The sequence below is a fragment of the Zobellia alginiliquefaciens genome (assembly GCF_029323795.1).
GTDB classification, from domain to species: Bacteria; Bacteroidota; Bacteroidia; order Flavobacteriales; family Flavobacteriaceae; genus Zobellia; species Zobellia alginiliquefaciens.
The window spans coordinates 1,925,911-1,949,189 of sequence record NZ_CP119758.1 but is presented as its reverse complement, the minus strand read 5'-3'; the positions used below and the strand labels follow the sequence as shown (position 1 = coordinate 1,949,189).

Here is a 23,279-nt window from a genome sequence, read left to right as displayed (position 1 = left end):
ACTGTAGGTTGTAGGTTAAGTATTTTATTTAGCGATATAGGGTAAAGTGTCCAACGAATTCTCTGTCATCATTCTCTCCGTTTAGTTTAATGACGTACCAGTAATCTCCTGAAGGAAGCTCTTTTTGTAAGTAAAGACCATTCCAACCTGGATCACCAATACCCATTCGGTACACCTCTCTACCATAACGATCAAATATGATGGTTAGTATCTCTGGGAACCCTTCTTCATTTTTAGGTTTCCAAGTATCATTTTCACCATCTCCATTTGGGGTAAAGAAGTTTGGAATATCAAGATCTATAAATTCCATATATATACTGGCCACAGCTTCACAACCGTTTTCATCGGTTACGGTAACTATATAAGTATCAGTCCGATTAATATAGAATGTATTGTCAGAACCATTGTTTTTATCACCAAAGGTTATCGTGTATTCACCTCTACCTCCACTGACGTTTGCGGTAATTTGGTTGATGTTCGTTTGTTCTAAGGTTATAGTTAATGGTTGGTAATCTGCAATCTCTATGTCATAGGTTCTAATACAACCATTTGCGTGAGATATGGCTATATAATGCGTACCTGGGGTGAGGTCTCTAAAGAATGGATTCAATTGCATCTCAGCTGGGTCCGTAGTATCAACTCCATAAAGAACTTGTTCTGAAACACTTGAATCTTCCAAAGTTATATTGACGTAATTATTTGGAATGTTACCGTTACACCCGTACACAGGTTCTACAATAGCATTCAAATTTACACCGGGCTCTACGGTTACGGTTATATTTTCTTCACAGCCTTGAGCATCACGCACAAATATGATATATACACCTTCCGCTAAACCTGTAAAGGATGTTCTATCTTGAACAAAATTAGTTTCTGTATGTAACCTGGAACTATAAGCACCTGTTCCACCTGTAATGGTAAGATCGATCGTTCCATTTTCCTCACCTACACAAATTTCCGGTGTTGAGGTTCCTATAACTTCAATCACAGCTGGTTCATCAATTGTATATTCCAATTCTATGAAACACCCATTCTCATCTTGTGCAATTACTCTATAATCTCCAGGAGCAAGGTCTTCAAATGTATTTTCGTCATCAAACTGATTGAGGTTTGGAGATATAGCATATTGATAACCTCCTGAACCACCGGATAAAGTAACGGTTATACTACCGTCTTCTTCACCATTACAGGTTACGTTAATAACCTCATCCGTATATTCTAAAGCGGTAGGCTCAGAAATTACAACTTCTTCTGCTATAGTTCTACAATCTTGACTTGTTACATCTACGTAGTAGGTATCTGCTGGCAATGCACTAAATATTCCATTGCTTTGTGGTCCTGCAATACGTGAAGCAACACTCAATGAAGGATCAGTATAAAGCGAATACTGATAGTTTCCTAAACCACCATCTGCAGTGGCATAAATAGTAGCGGTACTATCGCCGTTACAATTAATTACCGCGGCAGTCTCATCTACAGTTAATATTAATGGATCAATAGGGTCTTCTTCAATAGAATTAGATTGAACAGCTGTACATAAGTTTACAGCATCTCTAACATAATAGCGATAGATACCAGCGCTTAACATACCGCTTAGAGGTAAATTAACGCTGTTTCCGGTCATTGCTGTCCAGTTCACATTATCAACACTGAATTCATATGCTCCACTTCCACCAGTAGCACTCAATTCAAACTCTACGCCTGTTGTACACGTCAACGGGCTAGTTCTAATTAATGATGCCTCTACTTCTGTTGGATTTACGATTTCAATAATAGCGGTCTCTTCCGAACATCCAACTTCATCACTTACCGTTACACTATAGAAACCGGCCGCTAAATTATTGAAGTCACCTGTACTCTGACCAACAGAAGTGGTTAATAAGTTACTTCCGGAAATATCGTCATAGACATTCAACTGATATTGGTACGTTGGTGTAATATTTCTAGCACCTACAGTTGTTGATATGCTTGCCGTGTTTGCATTGAAACACGATAAAGTAGTTGCCATAATATTAGCTACAATATCATCCGGTCTGATCAATGTGATGTTATCCGAGAATACACAAGAAAATGCATCCGTTACTGTTACATGGAAATCACCAGCGGACAGATTTCTGAAGATAAATGCCTCTACATTAGTTTCCGTATAAACGGTCGATGTAGTTGTGTTTTCTAAACGGATGGTATATGGACCTTCACCACCTGTTGGATCTACCAATATCTCACCTTGATCATTAGTACAAGAAACACTGGCTTCTTCCCTAATAGTAGCTGTTATTGGAGCACTTGGAGCCAATACGGTGATTACATTAGAATCATCATCACACAAAGGTGCATTGGTTTCTGTAATTCGTACATAATAGGTTCCTCCGGCTAAATTAGATATGGTTAAAGGAGAACTTGTATTACCTGTTCCACTAAATCCGGCACCAACTACAGGATTATCATTTATATCATATACTTGATAGCTATAAGGCCCAGTATAATTGTTAATAGTAACACTAAAACTTCCGTCATCTACACCATCGTTCAAACATTGTTCGTCCGTTAATTTAGTAGCAATAACTTCAATAACATCTGGGTCATCAATAGCATGAACCGTATTAATAACACAACCTGTATCTAGGTTGGTAATACTCACACTGTAATTACCTACTTCTAATCCTGTAAAAGTTTCCGGATTATTGCTAGAAGCAATGGTCTGACTATACGTAACATTTATTCCTGTTACCGTATATTCTAAATTAGGTGTTGCACTAGAAGGGCTAACGGTTACACCAACTTCTATTTCAGCGTTGTTTAATGGAGAACAAGCAGCTTCTTCAGTCGTAGTAACTGTGGCATCACTAATTTCTACAAAAGGTAAAACGGTATCAGTAGCTGAAAGTGCGGAACATCCTGCATCATCATAAACGCGTAATTCGTATGAACCACCTAAACCATCAGTTTCAAAATAAGTGGTGTTTGAACCATCTTGAACAATACTTCCATCGCGAATGAATACATAGCGAACAAAAGTTCCTGTTCCACCTGATGCATTGCTGAATGATACACTAGCATTATTTCCGTTGTTGCCAACAGTACAACCGTATTCAAGAATAGTGATTGGATCTACTGTGATAACATTTAATTCGGTAATAGTAACATCTGTTGTAATCGTACAGTTGTTAGCACCTCTTGCTTCTATGGTATAGGTTATACCTGCAATAGAACCTTCAAGTCCATCAAAGAAAGCAGATGTTGATGCTGAGGAAGTTGCAGCTATTGGGAAAGTAGCCGAACTACCTGGACCCGTAATTATACTGAACGTATACGGACCAACTCCATTATCGGTTACACTAACTGAGATTGTTCCATCATCTAAGCCATTACAAGTTACGTTGGTAGAAGAATCTACATTTAGTACAGGAATCACAGCTGTTTCTAAACGTTGTGTGATTGTGGTACTACAACCATGGTTAGGGTCTAAATCAGTGATTGTAAATACATAGTCTCCAACTTGTGTAAGATTTGTAAAAACACCTGTGTTGTTAGTATCATCTACCGTAGCAGGAGCGGATGAAGGATATTGTACATCATATCTAAAGCTTCCAGAACCACCCGTTTGTGAAATGGTTATTTGTCCGCCTGGATCCGTAGTAGAACAATCAATTGTTTTAACTACGGAAGCCAATGGTGAAATAGGTTCGTGAAAGTCAATACTTGTACTTGTAGTACCTACACAACCCCATTGGTCGCTAACAATTACTTGATATTCACCTGCGCCCAAACCACCAAATATGGCTGAGGTTTGTATAGGTCTCATATCTTCAAAAGCAGAAGTACCTGTATTGAAGAACTGTAACTGGTAACTATAATTGCTACCTTGACCGTTAAGTACGTTTATAACTTCAATTTCACCTTCAAAGTTGGTACAGTTAGGCTGATTGATTCTTAAATCTGCTGTAATCGGTGTTGGATCAGCCAGAACAACATCTGCCAATTGCTCAGCACATCCTCTAGAATCCATAACCCAAACTTGGTAGGTAGCCGCGGTTAGGTTTTCTTCTTTCTGGTTTGAAATATAACTAGCAGGGTCATTAGTGTCAATAGCTGGACCGGCGGTATCAAAAATGAGATACGAATAACCGCCCCATCCTCCGGTAACGTCCGTAATTGTAATGGTTCCGTTGTTACCTGGTACGCAAGTGATATCGGTAAATATCCTGTTTGCGCTAATTGGATCGCTAGGACCTGCAATGGTAAATAATTCAGAAGCTACACAAGAAGGATTACTGTCTTGGGTAACCTCAACGCGGTACTCGCCCGCGCCAATGTTAAATGGTGTTGTGGGACCTACATTGGCCGAGGTTCCGGTTGCTGCAATAATGATGGTATCATCGCCTGTGGCAATCGTACCTTGTGAGTTGTAAATTTGCCATGTGAAACCGCCAGTATATGGATTGGTACTATCGCTTATAGTAAAGCTAACAGAACCATCGTCTCCATTACAAACTACATCAACTGTGTCAGCTGTGATTTCAAATGTATTAGGATCTTCAATTTCAAAAGTAGTTTGTACAAAACATCCGGTATCGGCGTTTGTAACCGTTACTTCATAGTTTCCTACGCCTATTCCTGTAAATGAATTAGTAGGTTGATTTAAGTTGCTATATGCATTATCGGTTCCAACAACTGAATACTCTAGTGTTGGTGTTCCTGAAGGCGGAGTTAAATCAACCGCTATTGAAACTACAGCATCATTGCCAGGGTTACAGCTTACATCTGTATCAATGGTAACGGTAGGATTACTGATTTCAACAAAAGGGGCAATTGTTGCGTTGGCCGTGCCCACACAACCCTTATCGTCATACACATTTATTGTATATGCTCCACCTAATAGATCGGTTTCAATATAAGTATCATTAGAACCATTTTGAACCACGACGTCAGCTTCTACAGGAACGGTATTAGGATTGTCGTTTTTAATAAATTCATAACGCACGAAGTTGTTTGAACCTCCTGTGACACTTGCCACGGAAATGCTTGCATCATTCTGATTATTGGCCGTGGTACAACCAAATTCCACCACTGCATCCATGGTTACGGCAATTGTGGCTGGTTCCGCAATTAGTATGGAAGCACTATCCGTTGTACAGTTATTCGTGGTGCTATTACCTCTTAGGGTTACGATATATCCTGCTGCGGTTGTTGTAGGAGCAAGACCTGTGAACGTCGCCGTTGTATTTGTTGAACTAGTTGGGTTGATACTTACTGCTGCACCATCCAAAGAAGTAATCTCAAAAGTAAACGGTCCTATACCGTTATCCATGGCTGATATTGAAATGGTTCCATCGGAATCGCCAATACAAGTTACATCTGTAGATACAATAGTATTAACAATAGGTTCTATTCTAGTGGGTACCGTTACTATAAATTCCCGATTACAACTTGTATTATTAGGAGTATTAGCATCATAAATAGTGACCGTATAGTCTCCAGCAGCAGATGCTTGGTAATTGAATGGATTGCCAGGAATAGCAGTCTGAGCAACCGCAGGAACTCCTGCGGTATTGGTAATTGAATACTCGTAGTTTCCTGAACCATCTAAAACTTCAATGTTTATTATCGCATCTGATGATCCTGTACAATCTAAAACTTTGGTAAGTTCTGCTTTAGCTGATAATACAGGGTGAACCACAAAAGCCGATTGTGAATTGATACAACCATTTCCGTCTATGATATATACATCATAAGAACCGGCCGCTACATTTTCGAACAAGCCAGAATTGTCTATATAAGTTGTTGGTGCTGGGTTTCCATTTGGCACAATGGCATAACGGATATTTCCTGCTGCTGAATTTCCAACAACCGTAAGGTCAATAGGAGCACTACAATTATCTTGGGTAATAGAGGTAATAGTAGGGTTTGGTGATAAATCTAAAGTAACGGCTGCCATAGTGAACGAGCAACCATACTGATCATTAATAGTTACGGTATAATCGCCCGCAGGTGAGTTCACAGGAATTTGTACCGGATTGGTATTGATACCTGTCAATGCTGTAAAACCAGCAGGCCCTGTTACATCATAAGTATATGGTGCTCCACCTCCACCTGTGATATTGTCTACAGTTATTAGTCCGGGTAAGTTACATGAGATGTCTCTTGTTGCGGTTGCCGTTGCATTTAAGGCATTTAGTTCCTGCAAATAGCTGTTTTCGCTACCACCTCTACAGGCATCGGTAGTTCCATCGGATTGAACAATATCTATATAATACTCCCCTTCCGGTAAACCGGTTACGGTTATGGTATTGTTGTATAAAATATCTCCACCACTGGTCTGAAGAGCAACAGGATTTCCTACTTCAAAGAACTCCCAACGCATATGTGAACTTGGGGTACTCGGGTTTAAAGTATATTCTATTTCACCTGTTGAAGAACCGAAACAAGTAGGGGTTATATCCGTAGTTATTTCAATAGGTTCATTAATCAGATCATTAACATTGATTAAACTCTGGCGTACACAACCGGTATCATCCCTTACATAGAAAACGTAAGTTCTACCCGGTGTAAGACCTGTCCAAGTATGTGATCCTTCACCCGCTGGAACTGTGGCACCACTAGAATTAACGGTTCCGCCTGGTTCCCATGTTGTAGTAGCCGGGTCAAAATTAGCCGGGTCTTCTGAAAAAGCATATTCATAAGGAGCTACACCTGCAGTTCCTTGAACACGTACTTGCAAATCAAAACAGTCTACAACTATCGCGCTTATACTAATGTCCAAATTATCCAAAGGATAAGGAATAATGTATCTATCAAAATCTCTCTGACAAATAGTGCCACTAGGTAATGTAACTCTGATAGAAGGGAATACCTCCGTACCTGAAACAGTACCTACTAGGTCATTTGAAAGCTGCCAGTTAGCACCACCATCATTACTATATTCTATGGTACCACCAGAAGGAGCGGTTACATTATCAAAACGGAAGCCGTATTCATTAGGATCAGAGTCATTACATGCCGCTGGTAAAATAGGATCTATATCCGCAGTTATTTCTGTAGCATTGTTAATTGTAATGGTTGATGAAGTAACCGTACAACTGTTAGTATCGGTAACGGTGATTTCATAATCTCCTACTCCAATACCGCTAAAAGTTAATGTTGTTGTTGAAATATTAGTATTTGTCGTTCCGTAATCTATACCATCGGCAGGAGTCAAATCTACTAATTGATACGTAAACGGTCCTGTTCCTCCACCTACAGTGGCATCAATTGAACCTAGTCCATCAAAACATTCGGGGTCAGTTGCTGTTCCACTTGCGGTTAATGTGGCAACTGGAGTTAAAATGATATCTTCTTGTAGGAAAGAACAAGATGGAGATGCACCATTGTTATCCAATACATATACATCATAACCAGCAGGATTGGCTGTTGCCATTGCACTGGTTACCGTTAAGAAGTTAGTTGTTGAATAGAGCCCAGAAGGGTCTGTATTTGCCGGTACAATCGCATATACCAATGTTCCGTTTCCACCCGTGGCATTTACAGTAATTGAACCGTCATTACACGCACTAATATCAACAATAGCTACAGACACTACTAATTGTGGGTCTATTGTAATAGTTTGTTGTGCAGCGGTACACCCATAGGCATCTCTAACATCTATGGTATAAGTGCCATTTGCTAAATTGTCAAAAGTATGTGTAGTTCCGGTAACCGGAGTGGCGGCTATAAATGGGCCACCATCCAAACTGAAACTGTACCCTCCATTTCCTGCTGTAACATCAACCTGTATTGAAGCATCATTGGTACCTGAGTAACAAGCTGTGGCAATAGTATCAAAAGTAGGTACTACTGGAGCGGTTACTGTAATTGCCGTATTTATTGGATCGCTACATGAATTTGTGTCTCTTACCCTTACGATATAATCACCTGCAGGCACGCCGGTAAAAGTAGCTTCTGTTTGATAAGTTGTTATTGTTGTTCCTAAATCATCTTCTAGTTGGTACTCGTACGTTGGTGTGCCACCCGTAGCACTTGCCGTAATGGTAGCACCTGTATTGTTACACGTAAATTGCTCCGTAACACTTGCCGCAGCAATAATGGCATCTGGCTCGATTAAAGTTTGATTCAATACTACGGTACAACCCGGAAGTCCTGCAATTGCATTGTCAACATCGCGCACTTCAATTGAATGCGCTTGTGCGGCAAGACCTGTAATTTGTTCTGCAGCTGTAAAAGGTCCAACAAATGCAGCTCCGTTTAGGCTGTATTCGAATCCGCCTGTTCCGTAATTATCGGCATCAATGGTAATGGTTCCTGAACTATCAGCATTACAGTCTAGATTTTCAAAAGCTGTAATCGATGCTTCAAAAGCATATCCGTCTTCAACAATTACAGTTGTATCAACCGTACAATCACTACCGTAGTTTACAACAATAGTATGACTTCCTATGGCTACATCGTTAAATATATTTGTAGGTTGAGCTGCTGCTCCATCTAAACTATACGTATAAGATGCATCGTTAGGTAATACCGTAATATTTCCTGTTCCGTCACAATTATAACTAACAGAAGTAGAAAGGCTTGGTTCTGTTGGTAAAGGGGCAATGATAACATCGGCCAAAGTAATTTCACATGATGTAGCATTGGCGTCTCTAACCCTAATACTATAAGTATCATCGGTTAAGTCAGTAAATGTATGCACTCCCGTAGCGGAAGAGGCCGTCCAAGCGCCACCGTTAATGCTATACTGATAATCTCCAGAACCACCTGTTGTTGGTGTTACGCTTCCTATGGTTATTTCACCGTTTACAAGACAGGTATAGTTTTGGGTGATTTCAGCCTCCGCAGTAATTTGAGTGGGCTCGTTTACAATTATGTTTTGAGGTGTAGTTTCACAGTTATCAGCATCTCTAACTCGTACCGGATAGGTTCCGGCGGTCAAATTCGGAAAACTACTTTCTGTTACATAGGTGACCCCATCATCGATACTATACATGAACGGTGCGTTTCCACCAGAATCTACAGTAATTGAAATAGAACCGTTTGAATCTCCAAAACAGGTAACGTCTGTTGGTGTTGCGGTTAAGGAGATAGGTTGTATTTGCGTAATCGTAATTTCTGTAAACGCATCACAACGATTTGGTCCTCCGCTGGGATCGCGTAAATAAACATCATAATCCCCTGGCGCATAAATAAATCTCTCCGGCGACGCATCATAATCGGGCATAGTAGGGGTATCGCCATCTGGTACAATAGCATACTGGAACGAACCATCTCCGCCTGTTGATACAAAAGTAACGGTTGTAAAAGTGGCACAAGCAGAAATTGGGGGGGCAGATGCACTTACGGTTATAGGCTCATCGATTTCCACTGTTCTCACTGTACCAACACAACCGAATCCATCTTGAACGTTTATGGTGTACGTGCCGTTTGAAAGACCGTCGAATGTGTAGGTTGTAGCATTCGAAGGAGTTGGGCTTACCCAAGGATTTCCGTTGATGCTAAAAGTATAATTTCCATTTCCGTCAGTTACATCAACCTGTATGCTGGCATCGTTAGCCCCTGAATAACATTCGGTGGCAGTTACATCAAAAACAATAGGGTCTGGCGAAACGACGGTCAATGTGGCATCAATAGCATCTTCACAGGAATTGGAATCTCTTACACGAACAATATAGTCACCAGCTGCTAATCCTGAAAAGACTGTATTTGCTCCGTTTGTTGCATAATCAAAAGTTCCAATAATAGCGCCTAGATTATCTTCTAATTGATACTCATAAGCTGCTGTTCCACCGGTAACACTTGCCGTTATAGTAGCACCACCATTGGTACAGCTTAATTCCGTTGTAATTGAAGCAAAAGCCTCTAGTACATCTGGTGCGTTAATAGTTTGTGTAAGCGTTCTTGAACATGTTGTTTCATCTGCTTTTCTTACCACTAAGGTATGGGAGCCAGTGCCTAAGTTTGAGGCAGATGTAACTGGTGAAGTTGTTGAGGCTATAAAAGCACCACCGTCTATAGAATATTCAAATCCGGCTGCGTTAAAGTTTTCAACTTCAAATGTTATTGAGCCATCGCTTAGTCCGTTACAACTTGCATCCGTAGAACCGGTTATATTTGCGGTAAATACATTACCAGCAACCACGGTAACCGCAGTTTCAACAGTTTGCTCACAAACTTCCGGAACTTGGTGAACTACAATATCATCAAGTGCAAAATCATTGCCACCGTTACCTGTGACTTCAGATCTAATTATGAAATCGAGGGTGGTATTTGCTCCCGGGTTGAGGGTTGCTGTAAACTCTACCCAATCACTGGACCCTGTATTTTTGGCAATTTCTCCGGTTCTTATAGATTGAACAATATTTGTTGTTCCTGTTTCCCTTATTTCTACGGTTAAATTTGGATCAAGCCCACTAGTACCTTGGCGCAGAAGATTCATTACGTATAGTGTAACACTCAAATCTTGGTTAGGAATAACATCATTTATCTGTTTGGAATAGATGATTTGAGTTGGCGTTGGTGTACCTACATTCATCACCAAATAACGGCCTTGACCTGTTCTTGTTCCTGAAGTATGGTCTATTGGATTGATCCATGTACCAAAAGGAGCTTCAAGTTCGCTAGTAACCGTGTATTCAAAGTCGTTAACGTTTCTATTTGAATCTCCAGGAGCATCGTTTGTCTGATCCTCGTAAGTGTAACCTATTGTATTAGGGCTGGGAATAGTTGCTCCGCTACCAAAATCTTCACTTAGCAATACGCTTGGTGTTGGCGGTGTCTGTGAGCTATAATTTGTACTAACCGTATATGTTCCAGGGCCTACGTTTACAAAAACGTTGCTAGTTGGGTCCGGTGAGTTGGGCACACCATCTAGGGCATATGTATAATTGTATGTTGAAATATTTGGGGTTGCGGTTACAGTGGCCAATCCATCACAGTCATAGCTTACTTCAGGTGTAAGAGTTACTTCGGGCTCTTCAGGTACATCCTCTACCGTAACGTTCATTGGGTATTCACACGCGCCATCAGTTACAATTACAGTATAATCTCCTGGAGGAAGTGTTGCCGTACTAGAAGTGCCATAAGTAGCACCACCGTCAAAACTATATTCATATGGAGCTGTACCTCCCGTAACATTGGTTACTCTTACCTCTGCCCCATTTGGGTGACAAGTAGCATCTCTAGAGACACCAGCAGAAGCGCTTAAAGGAAAAGGCTCTGTTAATTCCACTGTTTCTGAAAAGGTACAACCAGAAGAATCAGTTACAAAAACTTCATATGTACCAGCAATAAGGTTAACAAAATTTGGTGTTCCTTGCGTAGTGGTTCCGCCATCAATACTAAATTCGTATGGCGCAACTCCTCCTGTTGTATTTATTGTTATTGCTCCATCGGAATCACCACTACATGAAGGTGAGGTTTCGGTAATGGAGTCTAGGGTCATTGCCCCGTTATCGTTTATAGTTACTTCATTAGAAAAAGCAAAACAGTTGTTAGAATCTACGATTACAAAAACATAATCACCCTCTTCTCCTGCAAAATATTCATCAACATCGTCGGCATCGGTATCTCTCCATCCGAATGAAAAGATAGGGTTGGTATCATATGCATCGCCTGGTATAGAAGCTACATCAGTATACAAATTTGTTCCGTTTTTACTCCAAATAGCATACGAATAGTCAGGGTTGGGAAGTCCGCCACTACCGGTGAGCTGAATTGTTCCTGCGGAACAACCAATGTCTCGTGTTGTTACGGCCAGTACAGTGGGATCGGGTGTACGGTCTACCGTTACATCTTCAGTATAGAAACACCCATCTTGTGTGGAAGCCTCTATCGTATAGTTTCCAGGATTTACGTTAAATGAATGTGTATTATCTGGTTGAGCTGTTTCATCGTCAATTAAGGTTCCGTCACTTCTTCGTAAGACGTAGGTGTAATTTGGTTCAACATTAAGAACATCGATCTTAATAATACCTTGAGCATTACAGTTAGATGGTGTTGTTGTTACATTTACTTGAAAATCTCTATCTAAAATTCCTATATCTGGAGTATTGAAAATACAAGCGTCCGGAATAGGGTTTCCTGAGCTGTCTAATTGAGTAACATCAACTCTATAAGCTCCATTGGTAGCAATATCAAAACTAGGACCGTTATTAGCGCTAAATGGCACTACAATAGTGTTGTTAGCCACATCTACTAATTGATAACCGTAGTTACTGCCTAAATTAGTAATGGTAATATTACCATCCGTGTTACAAATAATATCCCTGTCATTGTAAAGGATATCTAAATTGTTCTGAAAAACATCAAAGTAAAATCGACTAAAACACCCATTTGTATAATTTATTACCAAACGGTATTTTCCGGCTGTATCCGCATCATAATCGCTTCCTGTGGCAACTTCGTTCCATGTACAGGTAAGGTTTTTATTGGCACAGTCATCCGGGGCGGCAATACAACTACCTTCATCAAGCTTTTCCCAAGAAATACTCTGTGCATCCAGTATGTTTAAACGAATAGGCTGAATATCTGCTGAGCCGCAAAGGAAAAATTTTGGTAATAAATCTCCATCAATACTACATTCTACAATTTCACCCTGAATATCATTCGTTGGATCCGCATCACTATTGGTATCGTTAAAATAATCTACAAGCGGATTGGTCTGGGTAGTACCATACCTTTCAACAATCATTATTTCTTTGAAGCCTTTACAAGGATCAGCAACTATTTTATCTACAATGTAAGTTCCTACTTCGGTAACTTCTAAGGTACTTGGGTCAGAATCAGGGTCGCCATCGTTTAAAACTGGGTCGGATGCATCAATTTGTCCATTGCCGTTTTCATCGCGAACCCAAACGTAATCGTCAAAATTATCACCAGCATCTAAAACTGCGCTAAGACCACAGAGTTGAACTGTTCGGGTAAAATTACAGTCAGAAAGGTCATCTAATAAAAAGTTGGTTGCACCTGGTGTAACAAAACCACAATTATCAAAGTCAGATACGCTAGGGTCGTCGGTAATACGGTTGTTGTTTATTTCGCCCTCATAAGTGGAATACGCAAGATTTTCGATCAGATCTGTACAGGCATCAATGAAATCGAAACAATTTTCTGCAACCTGAACACGCATACGGATCTGTTCTGGTGTATCACCAACTTCAACGAACCTATTGGGAATGAAAAAATCTACCTCTCTAGTTGCGGGGTTATACGTATAAGTTGTACCTGTTGGCATGTCTAGATTTGCCTCATCTAAGGTAACATTAATAGGTAAAATATCACGAATGGTATAATTTACGGCGTCATCATTACCAGTGTTTTGAAAAGTAAGCACATAGTCTAAAATTTGACCTAGATTAACACCCTGTCCGGTAATATCGTTACCGGCAATATCCTCTACTTTTTTCTCAAGGATAATATCCGGTTCAATGATTTCGATATTGAAAGAATTGAAAAATGGATAGTATTGGTCACCATTGGTCTGAAACCTAAAGGTAGCAGCAGTTTCATTATTAGGAATTACGGAATTTGTTGGGTTGTTTAAATTGAAAATATCACTGTCAAAACCTAGTGTATTCAAGCTAAACGGATTTCTATCATTGGCATGTGCACCATTACGAGTAATGTTACTATTAAAAAAGTTATTGGATGGATTCGTACCGTTGCTCAATGTGGTATATCCACCATTACTTGCCGCTCTAATTCTTAATCTGTCTCCCGTAATTCTAAAATCACCTTCCAATGTAGCGGCACCAATATTGGCATTTACTGGCCCCACTGGAATGGTGTTAAATCCGTTATAAGGTATATCTATATTATCTGTGCCCGTAACTCTTGCAAAACCATCAAAGGTGGTGATAAGCTTACCACTCGTATTCGGGTTTTCGTATACAATTACTAAGGTCCAACCACCTGCGGCACCCCCGGTCATTCTAGACGTTCCGTTAGGGGCAATACCATATCCTTGCGCACTCGGTACGTTGGCTATGGTATAATCTCCCTCTGGATTTGCCAGGGGAGTTATTAAACTGGTTACATCTGCATAACATGCGTAGGGTGCGTTTGCGCTTAAATCTGTGTCGGTTAAACCATCATATAGTATTTCATCTGCGGTGATATCAACATATGCACCACCGGGGACTCTAAATTTAATTTCATCAATTTCATGATCTCTGGGCGTACCAACTGGGTCTGAAGTATCATCTCTAGGATAGGTTGCCGACCAGTATAGACCCGCATACCTAATTAAATTACAATCCGCCTGGGGAAAAGTAAAGGTTGCTGTACTAGAACTAAAGGTACTGGTGTCACTATCAACATCAATATACCGCATGTTTTTGCGATCATTATAATTGTAGTAGCCCCCTGTTTCAGCATTTCTATTACTTGATGGGTTATAGTCTCCGTTTGTGTTTAGGTTATTGTATGGGTCTTCTGGCTCTGTGGCGGTAGTGCCTCCGTCTCTGTTTACAATGGTATTGGAAATAAAGGTCAAGTCTCCCTTGATGTTGTTCTGATAACGAACTTCAAAGGAGTTGTATTCTTGTGAAAATCCTGCAGATGCATATAAAAACAGAGCGCCCGCAAGTATTTTTTTTAAGGATTTTGGTATCATTTATGCCAGTAGATTAGGTCTGACGCGCATAATCCACATTTTGTCGTTGTACGCATCATTTAGGTTGGTGTAGTAGGATAGGAGGGCGTTGTTCCAAGACTGGTGTCTTTTTAGGTATACATACCTCCAGTTGTTTTCGGGGTTTATAAAGTAACTGGCATTAAGCCCATAAGAATTTAAAAGTTTTACAAAACGATTTGCGTTTTTAGGGTTGGCAAATACATTAGCTATGATATAGTAGCCAGAACCGATACCATCAATCTTATGTGTTTTAGGATCTAACTCGTTAGATACCATTTGGTCTTTTACTACCGTGTTGGTACGTAGTACATCTGTATCATACTTGGCCGATTTCTCTTTTAATTTATCAACATTAGATGCATACGCTTCATTGGTATAGCGGTTATCAACATCCATGATCCAAAGTGGACCATCATAAGCACCGTTCATACTACTGTTATGAGCAGCTACTGCTTCATCCCAAGTATCATAACGTTGTAAATACACATATTTTAGTCCATTATTTGGGTTGTCTACATAGTCCGAAGAAAATCCTTCGTTGTTGAGTTTGTTCATAAATTTGTCCATGTACTGGCCACCTTTATATACATTGGCAACTACATAGTACCCATCTTTAACGTTTTCTAGGTTTTTGAATTTTCTACTTTTAACAGTGCCTCTATCGGCAATTTTGGAAGTAGCAGTTGTTGTTGTAACATTTGTATTTTTTGTATTCTGTATTTTATCCTTTGCAACTGTAGGTCTGGGTTGCTTTGGTGTATTTTGGGCTAAGGTTGTTGTTCCTGTATTTGTTGTGGAATTGATTGTTTCGGATGTACTGTTTGGTATAATATTACTGTTTTCGGTACTATTGTCAGCTACTGCAGGACGGTCGTTAGTTCCCATGAACAACCTTTCGGCACGGTCCTCTAAATCAGGTCTATCACCGTTGGTTTCATTACGAACCATGCTCATTACCATATTAAAGCGACGTTCCAAATCTTTTTGGCGATCGTTTTCTATGGAGTCTTGGCGGAACATCAGCTCTTGAATAATAGCATCGTTTTCTGCTAGTTTACGTTTAAGCTCTTCTATTTCCTCGTTATCAACTAAATCATTCTTATCTACTTCCTCATTTTCAACCAAAGCATCTTCATAATCATCCTCTAACATCACGCGATCTTCGGTAAGATTGGGAGTAAAGGAGTACGCAAATGATATTTCATGGGTAACACCAAAATTATTAAAGTCGGTTCCAAAGCCTTTTTCCATGGTATACCCTAGGGAAAGCCTTTTGTTTATATTGAAACCGGCACCTGCAGAAGCCCCATAAAAACTATCATACCCGGCTTGTAACCAGCCAAGTTTTGGTAAGTCTAGTATAGCTCCACCACCATAAGATAAATCTTGGGCATCATCCGTAGAAGATAGTCGGTTCTGTCCGTTCATTCGAACTCTTGCAATAGGTATTAAACGACTGCCCTCCATAATACCATCGCTTTTATCAAACCGATGGGTATATTGTAAATGACTTGAATAGGTTTTATCTGCAAAATCTGTTAGAGATTCACTCGTTTTGAGATTATAATCGAATAAATTTTCTGCGAATACACCAAAATCAATGTTACCATAAGAAAGGTTGAACCCAGGCTGAAATGAAAGAACATTACTGTCTTCCGTTCCGCTTAAGCTATAATCGTTAATATCAATAACATCAATACTATTCTGATCAAGACCGGTGCTATAGTATGCTAAGTTAGCACCGAAGGTAAAGTTGCTCTTATCGCTTAATTTTATGCCATATGCATAGTTAGCTAAAGCTCCAATATTAGATACCGCACCTACACTTTGCGTATACACACTAAGCCCCAAACCACTTTTGTCACCAATTCTACCACTATAACTTAAGAAGTAGGTTTGGTCATTATCCTTAAATTGTACCGATTGGTTTCTGTGTAAAAGGTTAATGTATGACTTGTCTTCCTGAACTGTAGAAAACGTAGGGTTGATCAAAAATCTATTGAATTTCAATAAATTTTGTGACGCAGGACTATATAACAAAACTGGGTCATCTTCTTGCGCCTGAACGTTTGCAAACGTAAGGGCGGCCAGTAATGTAAGCGCTATGTATTTTACAAATTTCATGGTTGGTTTGGGATTATCTGATAACTGTTACGGTACCTTGCTTTAATGTCTCGCTATCGTTTTTAATTACATAGTAGAAAACCATGTTTTGCTTAGCGAAGCTCATTGAGGACTCTGGCCAGTTATTTTGGTAGTTGGTTGAATTAAGTACTTCTGCACCACTTGCATTATATATAATAACACGTACGTCAGATTTATTGGAATATGAATTAGGTATAATCCATTGGTCGTTAGCGCCATCACCGTTAGGAGTAATAACGTTAGGTATATTAAACAAGTCTAAGTAGGTCACCGTTATTGGCTTGCTAATTTCACAGTTGTCAATATTCGCAATCAACAGATAGTTACCTTCTGTAGTAAACGTTGCAGATGAAGAGCTACTAATTTCAATATTATTAGCATTTAACCACCTGTATGCGGTACCTCCAGTTGCGTTCACGGTTTTGGAACTTCCTTCTGGGAAAATAACATCGCCATCAATATCCAAGGTAATTAGATCTGGATCTAATGGTGTTATATTTATTTCATTGGATATTTGGGAACAGCTACCTTTTCTAACTACTAAACGATAGGTGCCTTCTTGGGTAATTGATAAAGACGAATTTGAAGAGTTTATGGCCTCACCATTACGCTCCCAGTCAAAAGTTTCAGATGACAAATCGGTTGTAGTAGATAAGGTTATAACATCAGAAGAACTGCAATATACTGTGCTTGTACTACTAATAGTTAAGGTTTCACTTGCTAATTGTACTGGTAATTGGTTTGAGGTAGACGTCATACCACCTAGTTCTGTATTAACAGTATATGCTCCGTTTTCATCGCTATTGGTTAAACTAACAGATTGAGAAGTTTCTCCGGTTACATTCGTACCATCTTTTTGCCATTGATAATTGAAAGAAGAAGCAACATCTGCTGTTACATCAACTTCTGATACATCTCCTAGAACGGCATATATTTTTTCTGCGCTCAGGGCAATGCTCGTACTGATACATGATTCATAAGAGGTTACATACGAGATTTCTGTTCTAAATGCTGTTGGTGCAACAACCTCTGTATTTTCAGAATTAATTGTTGTAGATGCACAAGTACCGCCTGTTTGTGTAACTGCAGCATGATAAGTGCCTGCTTGACTAACCGTTAAGGATGAATTGTTTGAACTTGGTATTGGAGTTCCATTTCTAAACCATTCATAAGTAGGTGTATTTGCACTGGTAGTAACACTCAAAGTTTGGGTCTGTGATGGAAGCACTACAAGATTGGCGTTGTTGTTTCTTGTAACCGTAAATGCACCTGCGTTGGTAATTGTAACCGCAGCGGAAGTTTCTGTACAGATCCCTGATCCCTGTACTCTAACGGTATAATCGCCTACAAAAGCAGGATCGTTGGTATCAATAGTATAGGTAAAGCCACCTGTTTGGGAAGCTTGTACTTCACTACCATCTTTATACCATGTATATATATAACTACCATTTTGAACATTTGCCTCTAAAGGGGCTACGGTATCACCGGCACATAGTGCTGTGGTCGCTGGGGTGTTAATGGCAATACCTGTACTGGTACCAGAATTTACCACAATATGATTGGACTCCGTATTTGCCGATCCTGTACAGTCACCGTAATCTATAAAGGCAAAATATTCTCCAGCGCCATCAGTTAGTATGGATGGACCTGTTTCGGAAAGTTTGGTTCCACTTCTATACCAAGCATACTGATAGGTATTTAACTCGGAAGGAGGAATATTATCAACGGTTAAGGTGATTTGTGTACTTCCACAAGCTTGAACACTTCCTGGTGTAGTTCCATCTCCGTTAGGGCTCATATGTAGGTTGGTATCAAAGCCTAAAAAATACATTGAATATCCTGGTGATGCTGGACTGGTTGATGCTGGACTTGTACTTTTAACACGCATCATATAGTTGGCCCCTCTGGTATTTGTGGGAAGACTAAAGCTTGTTGTGAATTCTGGATTGCTGTTTTGGTCTGTTACCGTGGATAGTTCTAATGGGTTGGCAAATGATCCATTGGCATCAGATAATTCTAGAATAAATTCATTGTCTGAATTTGCTGCTCCTGCCCATTCAATGGACACGAAAAATTCGTTGAAGTCAGAATCGGCACATGCCCTTGGCCAGGTATTTGTTCCTGATAAGTTTGGGTTGTCTGCTGGCATAGGAGCCTGTAGAGCAATCTGTGCAGAGATTTGGGTTGTGAGGAGCACAAGTAGTGCCGTCAAAATTGTTCGCGGAATGTTAATTCTTTTCTGTCTCATAAGTAGGCGTAGTTTTGGGTTTACTACTGGTTTCAATGTCAGATTTGGGATATGACATGAGAATACATTAGCAAATATGACTTATAATTCACGCGTGGGGAATTTAATGTTGTAGGGGGGGATAAATTTGTTGTGAAATGCATGAATTTGTATGAAAGAAGATTCAAAGCTGCCCGATTACTGCATTTTACGTACCTTTGTGGCTCTAAAAAAGAACCCTATGAGCGAGGCAGTTGAATCGTTGAATTTCATCGAACATATTGTTGAAGAAGACTTAAAAAATGGCTATTCTGAGGAGGATTTACGCTTCCGTTTTCCACCCGAACCCAATGGCTATTTACATATAGGCCATGCAAGTTCAATTTGCTTGAATTTTGGGCTGGGATTACGCTATAATGCACCTGTTAATTTAAGGTTTGATGACACCAATCCGGCCAAAGAGGAACAGGAGTATGTAGACGCTATTAAGAAGGATGTGGAATGGCTAGGTTTTACATGGGATACCGAAAGGTATGCTTCTGATTATTTCCAACAATTGTATGATTGGGCTATTGAATTGATCAAGAAAGGAAAGGCCTATGTAGATGAGCAGTCATCGGAGGATATGGCCATCCAAAAAGGGACTCCTACACAAGCTGGTACGAACAGTCCTTACAGAGATCGTTCTGTAGAAGAGAATTTGTCTATTTTTCAAAAAATGAAAGATGGTGAATTTGAAGAGGGAACACATGTTTTGAGAGCAAAAATTGATATGAGTTCTTCTAACATGCTCATGCGCGACCCAATAATGTACCGAGTGTTACATAAAGCCCATCACCGCACAAATACTGATTGGTGTATTTACCCAATGTATGATTGGACACATGGTGAAAGTGACTATATAGAACAAGTTTCCCATTCCTTCTGTACACTAGAATTTGCGATGCACCGCGAACTTTATGATTGGTTTTTAGATCAAGTAACGGATAGTAAAAAGTTACGGCCCAAACAGCGTGAGTTTGCACGTAGGAACCTTAGCCATACGGTAGTCAGTAAACGAAAACTGCTGCAATTGGTAGAACAGAATGTGGTTACAGGATGGGATGACCCTAGGATGAGCACCTTATCAGGATTACGTAGACGTGGTTATACACCAGAGTCTATCCGAAACTTTGTGGAAACCATTGGTATTGCCAAGCGGGATAATTTGATTGATGTTTCTCTCTTAGAGTTTCATTTGCGTGATCACTTGAATAAAATTTCACCGAGGGTAATGGGTGTTTTAGATCCTGTGAGAGTTGTGATTACCAATTACCCTGAAGGTAAAGTTGAGTTGTTGGAAACTGAAAATAATCCCGAAGATGAAAGTGCGGGTACGCGTGAAGTTCCTTTCTCTAGAGAGATATACATAGAGAAGGAGGATTTTAGGGAGGAAGCAAATCGTAAGTTCTTCCGTTTAAAATTAGGTGGAGAGGTTAGACTTAAATCGGGCTATATTATCAAAGCGGAGAGTTGCACAAAAGATACCGATGGGAATATTACGGAAATTCAATGTACGTATGATCCTAAAAGTAAGAGTGGCAGTGGAACGGAAGAAAGCCTACGTAAAGTTAAGGGCACGTTGCATTGGGTATCTGTTGCACATGCTTTAGAGGCTGAGGTGAGGCTTTATGATCGTTTGTTTACGGACGAAAGTCCAGATTCGCACAAGGATAAGGATTTTATGGAATTCATTAATCCGGATTCGTTAAAAGTTATTACCGGATTTTTAGAACCTAGTTTGGCCGATGCCAAAGCAGGAGATAGATTCCAGTTTCAGCGAATAGGTTATTTCTGTGTTGACCCAGATTCAACTAATGAAAAATTGGTTTTTAATAAAACGGTTGGCTTAAGAGATACTTGGGCAAAACTTCAGAATAAGTAATAATCTATTTTTTTTAATATACACTCCTTAGAGACATTTTGGTCTTTAAGGAGTTTTTTTGTGGATTTTAGTTAAAACGAACATTATAATGTTTATCTATTGAAATTGTATTTAGTATTAGGTTTAGGTATTAAAATTGACATTGAATAAAGAGATTTTAGGATTTTTAGCATGGCATCTAGTATTCTTTATCCAGTTATGAGTTTTCTGTCTCTTAAATCGCTTTAAAACGTTAAATCACCCTTAAATTTATTTAAACGTCAATTTTAGAATGGATTGAGACAAGATGAGTTCAATCTATCCTCTAAATTGCAGGGTATATGATAAGGCGGTTGGTTTTCATCAGTTAGAACCAAAAAAATATCGCCATACAATTTTAACCAAGTATTAATTTTAAAAAAATAGATATTATGTCAAACGATAGTGGAAATGTTTTATTGGCCGTACTTACCGGAGCAATAATTGGAGTAGGAGCTGGAATATTATATGCACCGGACAAAGGTGAGAAGACCAGAAAGAAAATCAAGAAAAACGCTCTGAAGACAAAAGACGATTTAACCCATAGAATTACTCAAGCTACTGAAGAGTTAACAAAAACTGCGGAAGAGAAAAAGGTTGATTTTGAGCAAAAATTAGAAGATACAATTTCTAATATGAGTTATAAGGCAGATGATATTATTATGACCTTAGAAAACAAATTGGCCGATTTGAAAAAGAAAAACGCTCAATTACAGAAATAATATATGGCTTTTGATGACCTTAAACACAGCGTATCAGAAGCGGAGGCCAGTGCGAAGTCCTATATAGATAGCAGCGCAGAGTTTTACAAGCTCAAGGCCTTTAAACTGCTAATGAAAGGGGTTACGGGCTTTGCCCAAGCCGCTTTTTTAGCAATAGTGGTTTCTTTGGCGTTGATATTCTTATCTGTGGCCGCAGGTTTTTATATTGGCGCAGAACTAGAGAGTACCGCATTAGGTTTTCTTATTGTGGGTGGGTTCTATGTACTGGTAGGAATATTTGTATTTGTTTTCCGTAGAAGCCTTGTAAAGCCTTTAATGGCTCGTTTTTCCGAACTTTATTTTGAAGAAATATGATACCAAAAAAGTATACTTCCTTTGCACAGATAGATCAAGACCTAAAAATTTTGAAGCTTCAGCAAGAGATAGATCGTGAGAATTTAAAAATGCATGTTCAGGTTACAAAAAATAACTTGTACCCGTCTCAGTTATTGGGTGGGTTTAGCGGTATTTTTCAAAAGATTACGTTATCTATGGTTGCTAAAAAACTTATTAAAAAATTCAGCTAAACCAAACAAAAAAGCTGTAAAAAAGGGCTTTGGAATACGTTCCAAAGCCCTTTTTTGATTTGTATTTGTTATGAAGACGCTTATTTATTCTCGTCGTTTTTATTTTGCTTCGACTTCTTCATGGACTCCCCGATCATATTACTTGCAGTAAAGGAAGCCACCATGTTATTTAGCATATCACTGCCGGCTTGTGGTGAATTAGGCAGTAGGATTAGATTGGTATTCGTTTCTTCACCTATAGATTGTAATGTGTCATAATGTTGAGTAACTACGATTAGGGCAGAGGCTTCTTGTGAGTTGATACCTACTTTGTTCAAGACCTCCACGGACTCTTCTAGACCACGAGCTATTTCACGACGTTGGTCTGCGATTCCTTGGCCCTGTAACCGCTTGCTTTCAGCTTCAGCTTTTGCCTTTTCAACAATAAGAATACGTGCGGCATCACCTTCAAATTGAGCAGCGATTTTTTCACGCTCAGAGGCATTAATACGGTTCATGGCCTCTTTTACTTGGGCATCCGGGTCAATATCGGTTACTAAGGTCTTGATAATGTCGTATCCGTAGTCTAGCATTGCATCTTGTAGTTCTGATTTTACAGCTATGGCTATATCATCTTTTTTTACAAAAACATCATCTAGTTTCATTTTAGGCACTTCGGCACGCACCACGTCAAAAACATACGAAGTAATCTGCTCGTGCGGATATTCCAATTTATAAAAGGCATCGTAAACCTTTTCCCTAATTACCACATATTGAACAGAGACTTTTAATTTTACAAAAACGTCATCTAGGGTTTTAGTCTCAATGATGACATCCAATTGTTGAATTTTTAAGCTGATTCTTGCCGCAATACGCTGTACATAAGGTATTTTAAACTGAATTCCTGATTGTCTAACACTCGTAAATTTCCCGAATGTTTCAATCAAAACGGCAGTCTGTTGTTTCACAATAAATACGCCGGAGATAATAGTCACAACAACAAAGAATAGAATAGGAATCCAAATAAAACTGCCCATAATTTTTAGTTTTTAGTTAATGGAATGAATTTACGAAA

The 23,279-nt window shown here is 39.4% G+C and carries 8 protein-coding genes; 4 read left to right on the top strand and 4 right to left on the bottom strand.

What is annotated here, in order from left to right; genetic code table 11:
* Positions 1-28: 28 nt before the first annotated feature.
* From P0077_RS08245 to P0077_RS08235, 3 genes are read right to left on the bottom strand one after another with little or no spacing between them, the layout of a single operon-like run.
* Positions 29-14,602, bottom strand: a complete 14,574-nt coding sequence (locus P0077_RS08245) for a T9SS type B sorting domain-containing protein (RefSeq protein WP_276168635.1) — start codon at positions 14,600-14,602, stop codon at positions 29-31.
* Positions 14,603-16,747: a PorP/SprF family type IX secretion system membrane protein gene (locus P0077_RS08240; RefSeq protein ID WP_276168634.1), complete on the bottom strand. Its 2,145-nt coding sequence runs from the start codon at positions 16,745-16,747 to the stop codon at positions 14,603-14,605.
* 13 nt (positions 16,748-16,760) lie between these two features.
* Complete coding sequence (locus tag P0077_RS08235; protein ID WP_276168633.1) at positions 16,761-19,016, bottom strand: T9SS type B sorting domain-containing protein; 2,256 nt, start codon at positions 19,014-19,016, stop codon at positions 16,761-16,763.
* Between the two features lie 220 nt (positions 19,017-19,236).
* Between P0077_RS08235 and P0077_RS08230 the strand changes: the two genes are divergently transcribed.
* From P0077_RS08230 to P0077_RS08215, 4 genes are all read left to right on the top strand, one after another.
* On the top strand, positions 19,237-20,919 hold the full coding sequence (locus tag P0077_RS08230) for a glutamine--tRNA ligase/YqeY domain fusion protein (protein ID WP_276169183.1): 1,683 nt from the start codon (positions 19,237-19,239) through the stop codon (positions 20,917-20,919).
* A 410-nt stretch (positions 20,920-21,329) separates the two neighbouring features.
* Positions 21,330-21,659, top strand: coding sequence for a YtxH domain-containing protein (locus P0077_RS08225; protein WP_276168632.1), 330 nt, complete (start codon positions 21,330-21,332; stop codon positions 21,657-21,659).
* 3 nt (positions 21,660-21,662) lie between these two features.
* Complete coding sequence (locus P0077_RS08220; RefSeq protein WP_276168631.1) at positions 21,663-22,013, top strand: hypothetical protein; 351 nt, start codon at positions 21,663-21,665, stop codon at positions 22,011-22,013.
* Entirely contained in the window at positions 22,010-22,225 is a 216-nt protein-coding gene (locus P0077_RS08215; protein WP_276168630.1) for a DUF6327 family protein, read from the top strand. Before P0077_RS08220 ends, P0077_RS08215 begins: the two co-directional genes overlap by 4 nt.
* A gap of 80 nt (positions 22,226-22,305) precedes the next feature.
* On the opposite strand, the gene P0077_RS08210 is transcribed toward P0077_RS08215, so the two are convergent.
* Entirely contained in the window at positions 22,306-23,241 is a 936-nt protein-coding gene (locus tag P0077_RS08210; RefSeq protein ID WP_276168629.1) for an SPFH domain-containing protein, read from the bottom strand.
* Between the last annotated feature and the right edge of the window lie 38 nt (positions 23,242-23,279).

Coding starts and splice junctions, on each gene's coding strand:
- P0077_RS08245 (WP_276168635.1), bottom strand. CDS start 14,602: ATGATACCAAAATCCTTAAAAAAAATACTTGCGGGCGCTCTGTTTTTA.
- P0077_RS08240 (WP_276168634.1), bottom strand. CDS start 16,747: ATGAAATTTGTAAAATACATAGCGCTTACATTACTGGCCGCCCTTACG.
- P0077_RS08235 (WP_276168633.1), bottom strand. CDS start 19,016: ATGAGACAGAAAAGAATTAACATTCCGCGAACAATTTTGACGGCACTA.
- P0077_RS08230 (WP_276169183.1), top strand. CDS start 19,237: ATGAGCGAGGCAGTTGAATCGTTGAATTTCATCGAACATATTGTTGAA.
- P0077_RS08225 (WP_276168632.1), top strand. CDS start 21,330: ATGTCAAACGATAGTGGAAATGTTTTATTGGCCGTACTTACCGGAGCA.
- P0077_RS08220 (WP_276168631.1), top strand. CDS start 21,663: ATGGCTTTTGATGACCTTAAACACAGCGTATCAGAAGCGGAGGCCAGT.
- P0077_RS08215 (WP_276168630.1), top strand. CDS start 22,010: ATGATACCAAAAAAGTATACTTCCTTTGCACAGATAGATCAAGACCTA.
- P0077_RS08210 (WP_276168629.1), bottom strand. CDS start 23,241: ATGGGCAGTTTTATTTGGATTCCTATTCTATTCTTTGTTGTTGTGACT.